The sequence below is a fragment of the Pseudomonas sp. IT-P258 genome, assembly GCF_949767825.1.
Lineage (GTDB): Bacteria > Pseudomonadota > Gammaproteobacteria > Pseudomonadales > Pseudomonadaceae > Aquipseudomonas > Aquipseudomonas monachiensis.
Genome location: NZ_CATKPU010000065.1, coordinates 361647 through 377434, shown reverse-complemented (window position 1 = coordinate 377434; position 15788 = coordinate 361647). Strand labels below are relative to the sequence as shown.

The following is a 15788-nucleotide window of genomic DNA, read 5'->3' as shown; positions in this document are numbered from 1 at the left end:
GCCTCCGTCAGGCACTTGAAGGAACCCCGGCAAAGCGCAGGCCCCTAAAAGCGTGTTTCATAAAAAGGGCGTGAATTCTAACGAAAAAACCCGCGACAAGCGCGGGTTTCTTTGAAACGGGTCAAGCAGGCTTACATTTTTTGCAGATCGCGCTGGGCCAGCTGAGCGGCGGAAGTGCCCGGATATTGGGACACCACCTGCTGCAGAATGCCTTTGACCCGGTCGGTATGACCCAGGCGACGCTCTACATCAGCAAGCTTGTACAGCGAGTCCGGCACTTTGGCGTGCTTGGGATACAGCTGCGAAACCTTGGCAAATGCCTGACCCGCGCCATGCAGATCGCCTTTGGCCAGGTTCACTTCGCCCAACCAGTATTGGGCGTTGCCCGCGTACTGGCTGTTCGGGTATTTGCGCAGGAAAGCGGCAAAAGCCTGGCTGGCCTTGTCGAAATCCTTCGCCTTGATCAGGTCGAAGGCCGCATCGTAATAGAGCTTTTCCTTCGCCGGATCCGCCGGCTCGCTACCCGCGGCAGGTGCTTGAGCGGCGGCTGCGCCTGCTGCCGCACCTGCTGCTGCACCAGCGGCATTCATATCACCACCGGTGGAAGAATTTTCAGGAGTCGCGGCTGGTGCAACGCCGGTTCCTATGCGCCGATCAAGATCCTGGTATCGCTCCAGGTTTTCCTGCTTCATGCGCGCTACATCATTTTGCAGAACCTCGATCGCACCTTGCTGGCGCTCGATCTGTTGCTGCATTGATTGCAGTTGGTTGAACAGCTCGCCCTGTGCCGAGACAGGGGCCGAAACCCCTCCCCCGGCATAGGCGCCGTTCGTACCGTAACCTGCAGGCGGATAACTGCTCCCGCTAGTGTTATAGCCGGAGTCATTATCGACCACAGGAACCGCAGCCCACACCGCTAGCGGCGCGAGGCTGAGAGCCAGGACAGTTACAGCACGACGGCACGTTCGCATGACGAATTACTTACGCAGTTCGACGCGACGGTTTTGAGCCCAGGACTGCTCGTCGTTGCCGGTAGCAACTGGACGCTCTTCGCCGTAGGAAACCAGTTCCAGCTGAGCTGGGGAAACACCTTGCAGTACCAGGTAGCGCTGAACGGCTTTCGCACGACGCTCGCCCAGTGCCATGTTGTACTCACGAGTACCACGTTCGTCGGTGTTGCCTTCCAGAACAACGCGAGCGCCGTTTGCTTTCAGGTCTTTGGCGTGAACGTCCAGAGCGCGCATGGCTTCTGGCTTCAGGTCCGAACTGTCGTATTCGAAGTAGAAAGTGGTGATAGCGCGCAGTGCAGCTTCTTCGCTCAGGGAGCCGTCAACTGCACCAGTGTTTGCGCCGTAACCAGCGTTTGGATCTACCGCGCCTTCACCGGCATTGTCGCCGCCTTTGGACGAGCAACCTACAGCTACAGCCATGGCCAGTGCCAGCGCAGCAAATTTACCAAACTTCAGCATTTCCATCGTGAAACTCCTAATGAACCCCAGTGTGTTAAGTACAACGTATAGCGCCGCGTCAGTTCAGGTAAGGGGACCAGGAAGGTTCTCTGACTTCGCCTTGTGCGGTAGGAAGCGGGAGCCTTACGCGTCCATTGATGGACACGAGCATCAAGACTCCCCGGCCCTGCTGGCGGGTGGCGTAGATTACCATGGTGCCGTTGGGCGCGACAGTAGGCGACTCGTCCAGAGTGCTATCAGTGAGGATTTTTACACTACCTCGCTGCAAATCCTGGGCTGCCACCTTGAAATTGGTGAAACCATCCTGACGGTGAATCATGACAAGCGTCTTTTCATCGGCTGACAGTTTAGGGTTGGCATTGTAGTTACCGACGAAAGTCACGCGTTCGGCACCGCCACCACCGGCACTGGTCTTGTAGATCTGCGGTTTGCCGCCGCGGTCGGACGTGAAGTAGATAGTCGAGCCATCCTTGCCCCAGAACGGTTCGGTGTTGATGCCGGGACCGTTGGTAACGCGGCTGATCTGACGCGAACCCAGGTTCATCACATAGATGTCCGGGTTGCCGTCTTTGGACAGCACGAATGCCAGGCGATTGCCATCCGGCGACCAGGCTGGCGCACCGTTCAGGCCTTCGAAGTTGGTGATCTGCTCACGACGACCGGTGTCGATGTTCTGCATGAAGATGCGTGGGCGCTTCTGCTCGAAGGAGACATAAGCGATGCGCTTGCCATCCGGTGCGAAACGCGGCGACAGGATCGGCTCGCGCGACTGCAGCAGGGTCACGGCGCGAGCACCGTCATAGTCCGAACGTTGCAGAGTGTAGCGAGTGTTGTTCTCGGAGAAACGCTCGGCCGTTACGTACAGCAGGCGAGTCGAGAAGGCACCCTTGATACCCGTGAGTTTTTCGAACGACTGGTCGGAGATGTAGTGCGCCATGTCGCGCAGCTGATCGACGCCGCCGGACACGCTGCCGGTCAGCACTTGCTGCTCGGTGGCCACGTTGAACAGTGCGTATTGCACCTGCAGGCGACCGCCCGCCGGCACAATGCTGCCGACCATGACGTACTGGGCACCCAGGGCCTTGAAGTCACGGAAGATGATTTCGCTGGCCTGGCTCGGCTGGCTGATCATGTTCTGCTTTGGAAGCGGCGAGTAGTAACCCGAGTTGCGCAGGTCATTACCGATGATTTCCGCCATGTCGTCCGGCAGCACGCTACCGCCCTGGAAGCCGAACGGCACGACTGCGATCGGGGTCGCCCGATCGCTGCCGCTGGTAACCAGAATGTTTTTCTCATCTGCCATCGCCATCCCTGCCATGCAGCAGATAACGACCAGCATTCCTCGAAGAAGGTTTCTCACAAGGCTAGATCCTCAGGTGTGAATGTCATCTTGAATGAACGATACGGAGCGAAATCACTCGGCTTCATTCCCTGCATTTCTGTCAAACGTCCAATATTCTTCACTGCTGCAACAGCCGATGCGTCAAACGGACCGTCGCCACTGGACTTGGAGACGCTGACCGAAGTCACCGTACCGTCCGGCAACATGCCGATTTGCAACACGACCGTCATGCCTTTGCGTGCCGAAGGTGGACGAGCCCAGCCTTCCGCTGCACGCGCACGAATCAGGTCATCGAAACTGCCGGCGACTTCGTCGCCCTGCTCATCGGCCAAGGCCTGCTGACGCTGCGGCGTGTCGGAAAGCAAATCTGCCAGGGCCTGGGCCTTTTTGTCTTCGGCGGATTTACGCGCCGCATCCTGCGATTTCTTCTTCGCAGCATCGGCGGCAGCTTTCTTCTTCGCTTCCTCGGCGACTTTCTTCTTCGCCTCTTCAGCTTCAGCTTTCTTCTTGGCGTCTTCCGCGGCTTTCTTCTTCGCGTCTTCGACGATCTTTTTCTTGGCTTCTTCAGCGGCCGCTTTCTTGGCCTCTTCTTCCGCGGCTTTCTTGGCTTCTTCTTCGGCTTTCTTCTTGGCTATATCAGCCAATTGTTTCTCTTCTGCCTTCTTGGCTTCCGCGGTTTTCTTCGCATCGTCGGCTTTCTTGGCTTCGTCAGCCTTTTTCGCCTCGTCCGCTTTCTTCGCCTCGTCGGCCTTCTTGGCTTCTTCGGCCTTTTGAGCCGCCTCTTCTTTCTTTTGTTCCGCAGCCTTCACCGCTTCCTGCTCGACCTTTTTCTGTTCCATCTGCTCGACTTCGGTCTGACGCGCAGCGGATTTCTGCGCTTCACCGGCAATCTTCTGATTGGTCTGGGTGGTCGCCCGACTTTTCGATTTCAGCTGGTACAAGGTCGCCTGGACAATCGGCTTGGCAGGCGGCAGTTCCGGGGTAAAGGCAAAACTGACGAACAGCATGCCGAACACCAGCACGTGCAAGCCAATCGCCCAGACACTAGGCCAGAAGTAGCTTTCCGAGGCGGACGGCTCTCGCTGTTGCTGCATCAGGGCGCCTCGGTAATCAAGCCAACATTACCGACCCCGGCTTTCTGCAACCCGCCCATCGCGCCCATGACGGAGCCGTAATCGACGGATTTGTCGCCGCGAATGAAGACCTGGGTACGCTTGCCGCCTTCGTTGCCGACACGAATGATCTTGGTCACCGCGTCAGTCATCTGCGGCAGGGTCATGGCCCGATCCTGCTGCTTTTCGGTGTCGACTTCGCTGCCAAGGTTCCAGTAGTAGGTCTTGTCGGATTTGATGGAAATGGTCAGGACCTGGGTGTTGTTGTCCTGCGGCAAGGCTTCACTGGAAACCTTGGGCAGATCAACTTTCACGCCCTGATTGAGCATCGGAGCGGTCACCATGAAGATGACCAGCAGCACCAACATCACGTCGATGTAAGGCACCACGTTCATCTCGGCGACCGGCTTGCGCTTTTTGCGAGCTCGAGCGATTAAAGCCATTGGAAATTACCTGCTTATTCTTCGCTGGTGTGCACTTTGCGGTGCAGGATCGCCTGGAACTCGTCGGCGAAGGTGTAGTAGCGGCCCAGCAGGGTTTCGCTGCGAGCAGCAAAACGGTTGTAAGCGATAACGGCTGGAATGGCAGCGAACAGACCGATCGCGGTGGCGATCAGTGCTTCGGCGATACCCGGGGCCACAGTGGCCAGGGTCGCTTGCTGGGCGGTGGCCAGGCCACGGAAGGAGTTCATGATCCCCCAGACGGTACCGAACAGACCGATGTACGGGCTGACGGAACCAACGGTGGCCAGGAAAGGCAGGCTCTGCTCGAGCTTTTCTTCTTCGCGGGAAATGGCAACGCGCATGGCACGGGCCACACCTTCCATGACCGCTTCCGGGTCAACGCCTGACTGCTGGCGCAGACGGGAGAATTCCTTGAAACCGGCACGGAAGATTTGCTCGACACCCGAATCAGGGTCCGGATTGCTGCCGGCCTGACGGTACAGCTTGGACAGGTCGATACCCGACCAGAAGCGCTCTTCAAAGCTCTCCAGGGCACGTCGACCGGCGCGCAGCAGGTTGCTGCGCTGAAAGATCATGATCCACGAGGTCACCGATGCGGCTACCAGGATCAGCATTACCAGTTGCACCACGATACTGGCATTGCTGACCAGGCTCCACATGGAGGAATGGTCGACGACGTTAGCTTCCACGCTTTATCTCCTGCTTTGAGTGTGTACCCGCGCCGCTCACGTCGGCAAAGGCCGCTCGTAGAGCTTCGGGAATGGCCCGGGGTTTCAAACTTTCAGTGCGCACACAGGCCACCAGAAACTGCCCTTCGCAGAGCAGTGCATTATCCGTTGCCCGCCTGACCTGCTGTTTGAAGCGCAGGCTGGCACGGTTCAATTCGATTACCTCGGCGCTTACCAGCAGTTCGTCATCCAGTCGCGCCGGCGCGTGGTAGCGCGCTTCGCTGGAATGCACGACGAACAACAGGTCCTCCCCGACAAGCTGCGATTGGGCAAAGCCCAGATCTCGTAGCCGCTCGGTTCGAGCCCGTTCCATAAACTTGAGGTAATTAACGTAATACACGATGCCGCCCGCATCGGTGTCCTCGTAATAAACGCGACAACGATGTGCGAAAGGCTCAAGCCCGTTTTGCGCGCGCATACTCTAGTGCTTACTCCTCAGGTTGCCAATCCGGCATGGCAACTGTTTTTCATTGTTCTGCGGCTTTCTCGTGAAAGTACGGTCCTGGGACCCTACATTGCCCGAAAAAATCAGCACGCAATGTTAATTAATCGTCAGCGGCATTGAGAAACTCGTCTACCACGGGCATTTCGCCCAATCGTGACGGAATGTTTAAACCGAAATGCAGGTAAGCATGCCGCGTCACCACCCGCCCCCGAGGCGTACGCATGATGTAACCCTGCTGGATCAGGTAAGGCTCCAGCACGTCTTCGATGGTGTGACGCTCTTCGCTGATGGCTGCGGCCAGGCTGTCGACCCCTACTGGCCCGCCGTCGAATTTCTCGATCATGGTCAGCAACAGACGCCGGTCCTGGTGATCGAAGCCACGCTCGTCGACGTCCAGCAGGTTCAGCGCCAGGTCGGCAATCGGCTTGGTGATATGCCCCTTGGCGCGAACTTCGGCGAAATCACGCACCCGGCGCAGCAGCCTGTTGGCGATGCGCGGCGTGCCACGGGCACGGCGGGCGATTTCGAAGGCGCCTTCCGGGTCCAGCGGCAAACCGAGGATGCTCGCCGAACGACTGACAATCGTCGACAGGTCGGCGGTATTGTAGAACTCAAGACGCTGAACGATGCCGAAACGGTCACGCAACGGGTTGGTGAGCATCCCCGCCCGCGTCGTTGCGCCGACCAGGGTGAACGGTGGCAGGTCCAGCTTGATCGAACGCGCGGCCGGCCCCTCACCGATCATGATGTCGAGCTGGAAATCCTCCATGGCCGGGTACAGCACCTCTTCGACGATGGGCGACAGGCGATGGATTTCGTCGATAAACAGCACATCGTGAGGTTCAAGGTTGGTCAACAACGCCGCCAGGTCACCAGGGCGCTCCAGCACCGGCCCCGAGGTGCTCTTGATCGACACCCCCATTTCCTGGGCGATGATGTTGGCGAGGGTGGTCTTGCCCAGGCCGGGCGGCCCGAAGATCAGCGTGTGATCCAGGGATTCGTTACGACCGCGAGCGGCCTGAATGAACAACTCCATCTGCTCGCGAACGGTCGGCTGGCCAATGTATTCGGCCAGGCTGACCGGGCGAATGGCGCGGTCCTGGACTTCTTCGCGCTCACGCGGGCTGTGCGTGGCAGCGATCAGACGATCAGCTTCAATCACTTAGATCATTCCCTTCAAGGCGCGACGGATCATGTCTTCACTGCTCAAATCTTTCTCCTTGATCGCAGACACCGCCTTGCTCGCTTCCTGGGGTTTGTAGCCCAGGGAAATCAAGGCGCTGACGGCGTCAGTCTCGGCAGTGTTCACCGGGGCCGGTCCATCCGGCTGGTTCGGCACCAGGGCGAACATGGCCGGTACGGTTTCCCAGGCCTTGAAGCGATCCTTGAGTTCCACCAGCAAGCGTTCGGCGGTTTTCTTGCCGACGCCCGGGACCTTTGTCAGCGCCGAAGTGTCCTGGGACTGTACGCAACGAACCAGTTCGTCGACTTCCAGGCTCGACATCAACGCCAGTGCCAGTTTCGGCCCGACGCCGTTGAGGCGGATCAATTCGCGAAAAAAGTCGCGCTCACGCTTGCCGACAAAACCATAGAGTAACTGTGCGTCTTCGCGCACGACCAAATGGGTATGCAAGGTTAGCGGCTCACCGACCGACGGCAAGCGGTAAAGGGTCGTCATGGGCACTTCAAGTTCATAGCCCAGGCCATTTACATCCAGAATCAGATGAGGAGGCTGCTTCTCAGCCAGGGTGCCGCGCAAACGTCCAATCACGTTACAAATCCTTGAGCGTTGGCCAGCTCTTGGCCAGCGACTGATAGAGCAAGGGAGCATCGCCGACAACCCAGGCGGAACGCCCTCACTCCATGAAAATGATTACTGATGCTATCAGAGACGCAGGCGCCCGCCACGACTGCGTGCAGCTCCCAGCCCATGGGGCAGCAGACTGGAACGGGTGTGAGCGTGGCAGATGGCAATGGCCAGGGCGTCCGAGGCATCGATCTGGGGTTTGCTGGTCAATTTCAGCATGTGCATGACCATCATCTGCACTTGCTCTTTATTAGCAGCACCAGTGCCAACCACCGCTTGTTTGACCTGGGTTGCGGAGTACTCGGCAATTTCCAGGTTTTCCTCGGCGCCTGCCACAATCGCTGCGCCACGGGCCTGCCCCAGTTTCAGGGCGGAATCGGCGTTACGGGCCATGAACACCTTTTCGATCCCCATGGTCACCGGATGGTACGTCTGAATGATCTCCCGCACCCCGCGATAGACAATCTGCAGTCGCTCATGCAGCTCGCCGGCACCGGTGCGGATACAACCGGAGGCGACGTACTCACAGCCGCGACCGGTATCACGAACCACACCGTAACCGGTGATGCGCGAACCGGGGTCGATACCAAGAATTAAAGTCATAACGCCTGCAGAAAGAGATCGCGGTTAACGGAGGATAACCGTGTAGGAGCTGCCAAAGGCTGCGATCATTTAAATAAAAAGCCAAAAATCAAAAGATCGCAGGCTTCGCCAGCTCCTACAGAGGCTGGTGAAAACTGCGATCTTTATCGATGCCTCAACCGAGCTGCGCGGCCACCGACTCCGGAATTTCCGCGTTAGAGTAGACGTTTTGCACGTCGTCCAGATCTTCGAGCATGTCGATCAGCTTGAGGACTTTCTCGGCGCCTTCCAGATCGAGTTCGGCGCTGGTGGTCGGCAACATGACGATTTCCGCGTCGTCACCTTTGAAACCCGCCGCTTCCAGTGCGTTACGCACGGAATAGAACCCGGCAAACGAGGTGAACACATCGATCGAACCGTCTTCGTTGGTCACCACGTCATCGGCGTCGGCTTCCATGGCGGCTTCCATCAGTGCGTCTTCGTCAACGCCGGCAGCGAAGGAGATCTGCCCCTTGCGCTCGAACAGATAGGCCACCGAACCGTCAGTCCCCAGGTTGCCGCCACATTTGCTGAACGCGTGACGAACAGCGGCTGCAGTGCGATTACGGTTGTCGGTCATGCATTCGACCATCACCGCGACACCACCCGGACCATAACCTTCGTAGGTCAGCTCGACCATGTCGTCGGTATCGGCGGCACCGGCACCACGGGCAACTGCCCGGTCGATGATGTCGCGACTCATGTTCGCGCCAAGAGCCTTGTCCAACGCCAGGCGCAGACGCGGATTGGAACCTGGATCACCGCCACCCTGGCGAGCAGCAACGGTCAGCTCACGAATCCACTTGGTGAAAATCTTGCCTTTTTTGGCATCCTGACGTTCTTTGCGGTGCTTGATGTTCGCCCACTTGGAATGACCTGCCATAACTCGCTCCGAATTCTCTTTGAAACATTGCCCGCTACGCCGCATTGCGCCGGCCGGCAAACAAAAATCTTGAACAGCTCTATCTATACAGAAAGGGCGCATCCACAGATGCGCCCTTCAGGTCAGCCTTACTCGGCCTTAGGCGTTTCGCGCAGACGAATATGCAATTCGCGCAATGCCTTGGCATCCACCTGGCCCGGCGCCTGGGTCATGACATCTGCCGCGCTCTGGGTTTTCGGGAAGGCGATCACTTCACGGATCGACTGGGCGCCGGTCATCAGCATCACCAGACGGTCCAGACCGAAGGCCAGGCCACCGTGCGGCGGCGCGCCGTACTTCAGGGCGTCGAGCAGGAAGCCGAATTTCTCCTCCTGCTCCACTTCGTTGATGCCCAGCAGGCGGAAGACCGCTTGTTGCATCTCTTTGCGGTGGATACGAATCGAACCGCCACCCAGCTCGGTGCCGTTCAACACCATGTCGTAGGCACGGGACAAAGCGCCCGCCGGGTTGGCTTCCAGCTCCGCCGGGGAGCACTTCGGCGCGGTGAACGGGTGGTGCAAGGCGCTGAAGCTGCCGTCGTCGTTCTCTTCGAACATCGGGAAGTCAACGACCCACATCGGAGCCCATTCGCAGGTCAGCAGGCTCAGGTCGTGGCCGAGCTTGATGCGCAATGCGCCCAACGCTTCGCTGACGATCTTGGCCTTGTCGGCGCCGAAGAACACGATATCGCCATCAACTGCACCAACACGATCCAGGATCACGTTGAGGTTGGCTTCAGGGATGTTCTTCACGATCGGCGATTGCAGACCGTCAACGCCATTGGCGCGCTCGTTGACCTTGATGTACGCCAGGCCCTTGGCACCGTAGATGCCGACAAACTTGGTGTAGTCGTCGATCTGCTTGCGCGGCATGCTCGCGCCGCCAGGCACGCGCAGGGCGGCGATGCGGCATTTCGGGTCGTTGGCCGGGCCGCTGAACACCTTGAAGTCGACTTCCTTGAGCTGATCGGCAACGTCCACCAGTTCCAGCGGGTTACGCAGGTCTGGCTTGTCGGAACCGTAACGGCGCATGGCTTCTTCGAAGGTCATGTGCGGGAACTCGCCGAACTCCAGGCCCAGCACTTCCTTGAACAGGTTGCGGATCATTTGCTCGGTCAGGCCCATGATCTCTTTTTCATCGAGGAAGCTGGTCTCGATGTCGATCTGGGTGAATTCCGGCTGGCGGTCGGCCCGCAGGTCTTCGTCACGGAAGCACTTGGCGATCTGGTAGTAACGGTCGAAGCCGGCCACCATCAGCAGCTGTTTGAACAGCTGTGGCGATTGCGGCAAGGCAAAGAATGAACCTGCGTGAGTACGGCTCGGCACCAGGTAGTCGCGCGCGCCTTCCGGGGTGGCACGGGTCAGGATCGGCGTCTCGACGTCGAGGAAGCCGTTCTCGTCCAGGAAGCGGCGGATGCTGGTGGTCATGCGTGAACGCAGACGCAGCTTCTCGGCCATTTCCGGGCGACGCAGGTCGAGGAAGCGATAGCGCAGGCGGGTTTCTTCACCGACGTCGGAGAACTCGTTCAGCGGGAACGGCGGGGTTTCCGATTCGTTCAGCACTTCCAGCTCGTAACCCAAGACTTCGATCATGCCCGACGCCATGTTGGCGTTGGTCGCCCCGGCCGGACGCAGGCGAACCTTGCCGGTGATCTTCACGACGTACTCGCTGCGCACGCGATCGGCAGCAGCGAAGGTTTCAGCGCGATCCGGATCGAACACGACCTGGGCCAGACCATCACGATCACGGATATCGAGGAAAATCACCCCACCGTGGTCACGGCGACGGTGGACCCATCCGCAAAGGGTAATTTCCTGGCCGTCCAGGCTTTCGTTCAGTTGGCCGCAATAATGGCTGCGCATCATGGTCGTGGTTTCACTTCTCGTAATTCGAAATTCGGTTGGAGGCCTTGGGCACATCCACTATGGGATGATGCAAGAGCCCACGCGTGTCGTTCAACTCAGGTCACAACTCAGGGGCCGGGCCTTAGTCAGCTTTGTCGCCGCCGGCCAGGTTCTTCTTGGAACCGGTCTTGAAATCGGTTTCGTACCAACCCGTGCCGCTGAGGCGGAAGCCCGGCATGGACAGCAACTTTTTAAGCTCTGGCGCCTGACAGACAGGGCAGTCGACCAGCGGTGCATCGCTGATCTTTTGAATGGCTTCCAACTGATGACCACAGGAAGCACATTGATAATCGTACATCGGCATGGAGGTTGTCTCGGCGATCAGATTGCTACCGCACACGCAGGGTTTTGCGGCAAAGAGCGGGATTATATCCATTAAATGCGGCCTGTGCAGCCGTAAGACTGCACGGACCGACACTCTGCTGTTTTCGCCGTCCAGACTAGGCCATGGCGATGCCCCCCCCTTCCTTGAGACTGTGTACGACGCAGACAACCCGCACCAATCCACTGAAGTTCCTTACCCCGCCATGACGCAAGTGAACTTCGCGATCCACATGAGACAACAGGTTATTGACCGAGCAACCATTGACCCGGGCCATCGCCCCCAAAATATCCCAATAAACCTGCTCGAGCCGCAAACAGGTGGCGAAGCCATTCAATCGTACGGAGCGGGAGAAGGGCTGGGCCAGCCCCATATCGAACTCGCGAACAAACGGATCAACCCTTACATCCTTGTGCGAACCGTATCGCCCCTCTTCTTGCCTTTCATAAACCATAACGCTGACACTCCTTTGCCATCTGGTTTCTTTAAAGCGCAACTGTGTGTCGACTTATAAAAACTCAGGTGCAAAGGTATTTTCCAGCCGACTTTATGACCCTCGACGTAGGATAAGCCAACAACTTTTGGCAGACCCTGGAGAGCGTCCTACTCCAGACATTTTCCCACGCAACGAAGCGATGCGCCCTTCAGAAACACCCTATGGAATGGTCCAGCAAAGAAGATCGCGGAGCATCCACGCCGCTTTTCATGCACCGGCATCCGCGAGGTCAGCAAGTCGGTCGCAGGAAGGTACCGCTACCCCGTAACTTGGGGCAACCTGCGTCAATTCGCCCCGAAAAGAGCCGCCGGACGCCCTGATTTGAGTAGCCTGCGGCTTTGCTGTTAAATAGACAGTGTGTCGCCAGTGCCTATTTTTTCCGGGCACGGCGCATAGGCTGATACCGGGTACGTGTCCAACGCCTCTTTATTATCTTGAAGCGAACCGTGCGCCATCAGCTCTTCCTTGTGAGCTGTCTTAACGTGAGTTAATCAAAATGTTGAAAATCGTCCATCTGTTGATAGGCGCAGCGGCCTTGCTGCTGTCCTTCATCCCTAGCCTGCAATCCGAAGCCTTACCTTACCTGCAACAACCCGACGCACTGTACCTGGCCTTTTTCGGCCTGCTCAACCTTACGCTTGCACCAGTCATCCCTTACTGGAACAAAGGCCCGCGTCACCAACTGCAAAACCTGGTCAGCGCCCTGCTGGTGCTGAGCGTGGTCCTGCAAACCCTGACGCTGATCGCACCGATGCCCGTCATCGCCGGTCAACCCGCCGTACTGTTCAGCCTGGTCGCAACCCTGATCGCCGTTGCCCTGCACCTCGGCATCAGCTTTTACAAGTCGTCACCAGCCGCCGCCTCGCCAAGCTACGACATGAGCAACCGTGATACCGGCACCGTCAAGTGGTTCAACACATCCAAAGGCTTCGGCTTCATCTCCCGCGACTCCGGCGACGATATCTTCGTCCACTTCCGGGCCATTCGCGGTGAAGGCCACCGTGTCCTGGTCGAAGGCCAGCGCGTGGAGTTCTCCGTCATGAATCGTGACAAAGGCCTGCAAGCCGAAGATGTGATCGCCGCACTGCCGCGCCGCTGACTCAAGGCTAAAAAAAACCGCGCACAGCCGAGCTGTCCGCGGTTTTTTCATGCCTGTGACTTGCTTAATAGTGCGGCGGAGGCGCTTCTTCTTCGAATGACTCGAACTGTCCGACCATTTCCTCCTGTCGCTTGAGCAGCGCGGCCATTTGCAACTGCAGGCGCTCCACCACCCGCTGCTGCGCCACCAGCACATCGTTCAACGCCTGGATGGTGTCATCCTGAAACGCCAGACGGCTTTCAAGCTCGGTAACGCGTTCTTCCAGGCTCATGATTCAGCCCTCCAGAAACGTAAAATCATCTGTCAATATCAAGCGCAAACGCTCGCGAATCGCGGCGATCTGCTCCGAACCGTAAGGTTTTGCCGGATGTTTACCCCAAACCGGCGCCGGCCAGGCGGCATCTTCGCGCTTACGCACGATTACATGCATGTGCAACTGACTGACGACATTGCCCAGCGCCGCCACATTCAACTTGTCCGCATCGAACGCGTCCTTGAGTCCTTGCGACAGCGCAGTGGTTTCCTGCCAAAGCTGTTGCTGGTCTGCGACATCCAACTGAAATATCTCGCTGATAGCCTCACGACGAGGTACCAGGATGAACCAGGGATAGTTCGAATCGTTGGACAGCAACAACCGGCAGAGCGGAAAGTCCCCGATCGGTAACGTGTCTTGTTGAAGTCGTGGATCTAAAGCGAACACTGCGCGTACTCCCGCCGGGGCATCATTTTTCAGCTTAGCGCCCATCCTGACCGGACAGCGCACCAAGCGACCGGATGGCAGCATACCTGTGAACGACGCAGGCTTCACGGCGAACCTTGCCTCGAGGCCACGAGCGCCAGCAAAAACTGATAGCCGCCCCCGGACAGGACTATTTTTTCCACCGTGCACCATTACAGAACCGAACGACAGGCAAAACACGCCGAAATGACTGAGCAACAAGGAAAAGTTCGCTTCAGCCAAGGGCTCGAAAGAGGTGAATTCAATACAAGGCTAAAATTTTTTGCACCAAAACCGCACAGTGGGTCTACGCTGGGTGCTTCGACATCCGCCATTTACTCAGTGGCGGGGTGAACCGGTAACATTTCCGGTTGCCAGGCTGTCGACCAGAAGGGTGCAACATGATGTAAGGCAAGGCGTCAAGCCCAAACCGAAAGCGCTTGAACCCCCCGGTTTCATGAGGTTTTTACAGCACTTGGCAGTCAATTAGAAAAAAAGCGTAACAAAACACGATTTTGTGCACGCTTGTTGCATTCATACCCAATATCGCCGGAGTGGCACCCGCGGGAAGCGGAGCCCCTCAGGCAAAAAAAATAGTGGCAAGGTAGCCCGATGGAGATTCAAACGTTTCACCAGGACTCTTTTTAGCGACGACAAGGCGCAGAAAACAGCATTAAAGTTGTCCGCCCTGTTGCGTCGGAGCTGGAAATTTGCGACATCTACCATGCTGTTTGCGACAGGGTCGTAAAGAAGGCGAAAGGTTAGATGCGCAAGTATCGCCAACATTGTCGGCGTGATATAAGTTTGCGCCGACACAAAAAGAAAGAGCCGCCCAGATAATAAAACAGGTGGGACGGCAGTACTCTTCTAAAACCAAAGGAGCAAATCACGATGCGCGTGATGAAGTGGAGCATGATCGCACTGGCAGTTGCAGCAGCCGCCAGTACCCAATTGGCTACGGCCGCCCCTTTCGTAAGTGACCAGGCTGAAGCCAAAGGTATTGTTGAAGACAGCACGCTGAACTTGCTGGTTCGCAACTACTACTTCAACCGTGATAACAAAGATGGCCGCAACGACCAGAAAGACTGGACCCAAGGCATCTGGGGCAATTTCAGCTCCGGTTACACCCAAGGCCTGATCGGTGTTGGTGTTGATGCATTCGGTTACCTGGCAATCAAACTGGACGGCGGTGATGGCACCGGCGGCACCGGCAACATGAGCCGCGACGCCGATGGCGAAGTCAATGACAGCCAGGGCAAAGCAGGCGGCGCAGTTAAATTCCGCGTATCCAAGACCGAGCTGAAAGTCGGCGACATGCAGCCAAGCACTGCTCCAGTGTTTGCAGTTGGCGGTTCCCGCATCCTTCCTCAAACTGCCAGCGGCATCCAGCTGCAGAGCAGCGAAGTCAAAGACCTTGACCTCGAAGCCGGTCACTTCTACTCGGCGACCAGCCAGGACCGCAACGCCCGTGACGGCGGCCTGTATGCAACCTACGCTGGCGTAGAAGCCAACAGCATCGACTACTTCGGTGGTAAATACGGCATCACCGACAACCTGTCGGCATCGCTGTATGGCGCCAAGCTGGAAGACATCTGGAACCAGTACTACGCCAACCTGAACTACACCATTCCGCTGGGTGGCGATGAGTCGCTGAACCTGGACGGTAACATCTACAACACCAAAGATACCGGTGACGCCAAAGCGGGCGAGATCAGCAACACCGCTTACTCCCTGGCAGCCGCTTTCTCGTTCATGAAAGCACACACCATCACCCTGGCCTTCCAGAAGGTTAACGGTGACACTCCGTTCGACTACATCGGCGTGGGCAAGAACAACCGCGGCGGCGACTCGATCTTCCTCGCCAACTCCATCCAGTACTCTGACTTCAACGCCCCTGGCGAGAAGTCTGCCCAGGTTCGTTACGACCTGAAAATGGCTGAGTACGGCGTTCCAGGTCTGAGCTTCATGACCCGTTACGTTAAAGGTTGGGACATCGACGGCACCAAAACTCCTGTAGGCAGCCCTTACGCTGGCCTGTACGGCGAAGACGGCAAGCACAACGAAACCAACTTCGAAGCCAAGTACGTTGTTCAGACTGGCCCGGCAAAAGACCTGTCCTTCCGTATTCGTCAAGCATGGCACTTCGCTAACGCTGACGAAGGTGAAGGCGACGTGAAAGAATTCCGCTTCATCGTCGACTACCCGCTGTCGGTTTTGTAATCGCATCCAGTTAGTTTGCGGTAACAAAAAAAAGGCCCATCTTCGGATGGGCCTTTTTTGTTGTCCATGCAAACTGTTCAATTATTGAACAATCGCTATCCATGCCCGACCGAAAAGTC

Annotated in this window: 18 protein-coding genes; 2 read left to right on the top strand and 16 right to left on the bottom strand. The window is 57.5% G+C overall.

Annotated features, from left to right (window positions below):
* Positions 1-131: 131 nt before the first annotated feature.
* From ybgF to ACM6G4_RS22350, 14 genes are all read right to left on the bottom strand, one after another.
* Positions 132-971 carry a tol-pal system protein YbgF gene (ybgF, locus tag ACM6G4_RS22415; protein ID WP_414914647.1) on the bottom strand — a complete coding sequence of 280 codons (840 nt, stop codon included), beginning with the start codon at positions 969-971 and terminating at the stop codon, positions 132-134.
* 6 nt (positions 972-977) lie between these two features.
* Positions 978-1475 carry a peptidoglycan-associated lipoprotein Pal gene (gene pal / locus ACM6G4_RS22410; RefSeq protein WP_003178634.1) on the bottom strand — a complete coding sequence of 166 codons (498 nt, stop codon included), beginning with the start codon at positions 1473-1475 and terminating at the stop codon, positions 978-980.
* Positions 1476-1527: 52 nt separating this feature from the next.
* Entirely contained in the window at positions 1528-2808 is a 1281-nt protein-coding gene (tolB, locus tag ACM6G4_RS22405) for a Tol-Pal system beta propeller repeat protein TolB (protein ID WP_167362903.1), read from the bottom strand.
* 17 nt (positions 2809-2825) lie between these two features.
* Entirely contained in the window at positions 2826-3905 is a 1080-nt protein-coding gene (gene tolA / locus ACM6G4_RS22400) for a cell envelope integrity protein TolA (protein WP_056726036.1), read from the bottom strand.
* Complete coding sequence (tolR, locus tag ACM6G4_RS22395) at positions 3905-4357, bottom strand: protein TolR (RefSeq protein WP_162135951.1); 453 nt, start codon at positions 4355-4357, stop codon at positions 3905-3907. The genes tolA and tolR overlap by 1 nt, the downstream gene beginning before the upstream one ends.
* Positions 4358-4380: 23 nt before the next feature.
* Entirely contained in the window at positions 4381-5076 is a 696-nt protein-coding gene (tolQ, locus tag ACM6G4_RS22390) for a protein TolQ (protein ID WP_007897030.1), read from the bottom strand.
* Entirely contained in the window at positions 5066-5533 is a 468-nt protein-coding gene (gene ybgC / locus ACM6G4_RS22385; protein ID WP_056726038.1) for a tol-pal system-associated acyl-CoA thioesterase, read from the bottom strand. The genes tolQ and ybgC overlap by 11 nt, the downstream gene beginning before the upstream one ends.
* A 127-nt stretch (positions 5534-5660) precedes the next feature.
* Entirely contained in the window at positions 5661-6722 is a 1062-nt protein-coding gene (gene ruvB, locus ACM6G4_RS22380) for a Holliday junction branch migration DNA helicase RuvB (protein ID WP_056726040.1), read from the bottom strand.
* A complete protein-coding gene (gene ruvA, locus ACM6G4_RS22375; protein WP_008052450.1) occupies positions 6723-7331 on the bottom strand; it encodes a Holliday junction branch migration protein RuvA in 609 nt (202 codons plus the stop codon).
* 114 nt (positions 7332-7445) lie between these two features.
* Complete coding sequence (gene ruvC, locus ACM6G4_RS22370; protein WP_046042207.1) at positions 7446-7970, bottom strand: crossover junction endodeoxyribonuclease RuvC; 525 nt, start codon at positions 7968-7970, stop codon at positions 7446-7448.
* 154 nt (positions 7971-8124) lie between these two features.
* The gene (locus tag ACM6G4_RS22365) at positions 8125-8871 is read right to left on the bottom strand and encodes a YebC/PmpR family DNA-binding transcriptional regulator (RefSeq protein ID WP_056726044.1); all 747 of its coding nucleotides are present in this window, start codon (positions 8869-8871) and stop codon (positions 8125-8127) included.
* A 128-nt stretch (positions 8872-8999) separates the two neighbouring features.
* On the bottom strand, positions 9000-10775 hold the full coding sequence (gene aspS, locus ACM6G4_RS22360) for an aspartate--tRNA ligase (RefSeq protein WP_007977331.1): 1776 nt from the start codon (positions 10773-10775) through the stop codon (positions 9000-9002).
* Positions 10776-10896: 121 nt separating this feature from the next.
* Positions 10897-11118: an FmdB family zinc ribbon protein gene (locus ACM6G4_RS22355; protein WP_056726046.1), complete on the bottom strand. Its 222-nt coding sequence runs from the start codon at positions 11116-11118 to the stop codon at positions 10897-10899.
* Between the two features lie 136 nt (positions 11119-11254).
* Positions 11255-11590, bottom strand: a complete 336-nt coding sequence (locus ACM6G4_RS22350; RefSeq protein WP_082562985.1) for a ribbon-helix-helix domain-containing protein — start codon at positions 11588-11590, stop codon at positions 11255-11257.
* A gap of 538 nt (positions 11591-12128) precedes the next feature.
* Between ACM6G4_RS22350 and ACM6G4_RS22345 the strand changes: the two genes are divergently transcribed.
* Positions 12129-12731, top strand: coding sequence for a cold-shock protein (locus ACM6G4_RS22345; protein ID WP_056726050.1), 603 nt, complete (start codon positions 12129-12131; stop codon positions 12729-12731).
* Between the two features lie 64 nt (positions 12732-12795).
* Here ACM6G4_RS22345 and ACM6G4_RS22340 read toward each other — a convergent pair whose 3' ends face one another.
* Both ACM6G4_RS22340 and ACM6G4_RS22335 read right to left on the bottom strand, forming a co-directional pair.
* Positions 12796-13002 (bottom strand): SlyX family protein, encoded by a 207-nt coding sequence (locus ACM6G4_RS22340; RefSeq protein WP_008052459.1) that lies wholly within the window; start codon positions 13000-13002, stop codon positions 12796-12798.
* A gap of 3 nt (positions 13003-13005) precedes the next feature.
* A complete protein-coding gene (locus ACM6G4_RS22335; RefSeq protein ID WP_056726053.1) occupies positions 13006-13431 on the bottom strand; it encodes an HIT domain-containing protein in 426 nt (141 codons plus the stop codon).
* 909 nt (positions 13432-14340) lie between these two features.
* On the opposite strand from ACM6G4_RS22335, the gene ACM6G4_RS22330 reads away from it, so the two are divergent.
* Positions 14341-15669 (top strand): OprD family porin, encoded by a 1329-nt coding sequence (locus tag ACM6G4_RS22330; RefSeq protein WP_414914646.1) that lies wholly within the window; start codon positions 14341-14343, stop codon positions 15667-15669.
* Positions 15670-15788: the final 119 nt, after the last annotated feature.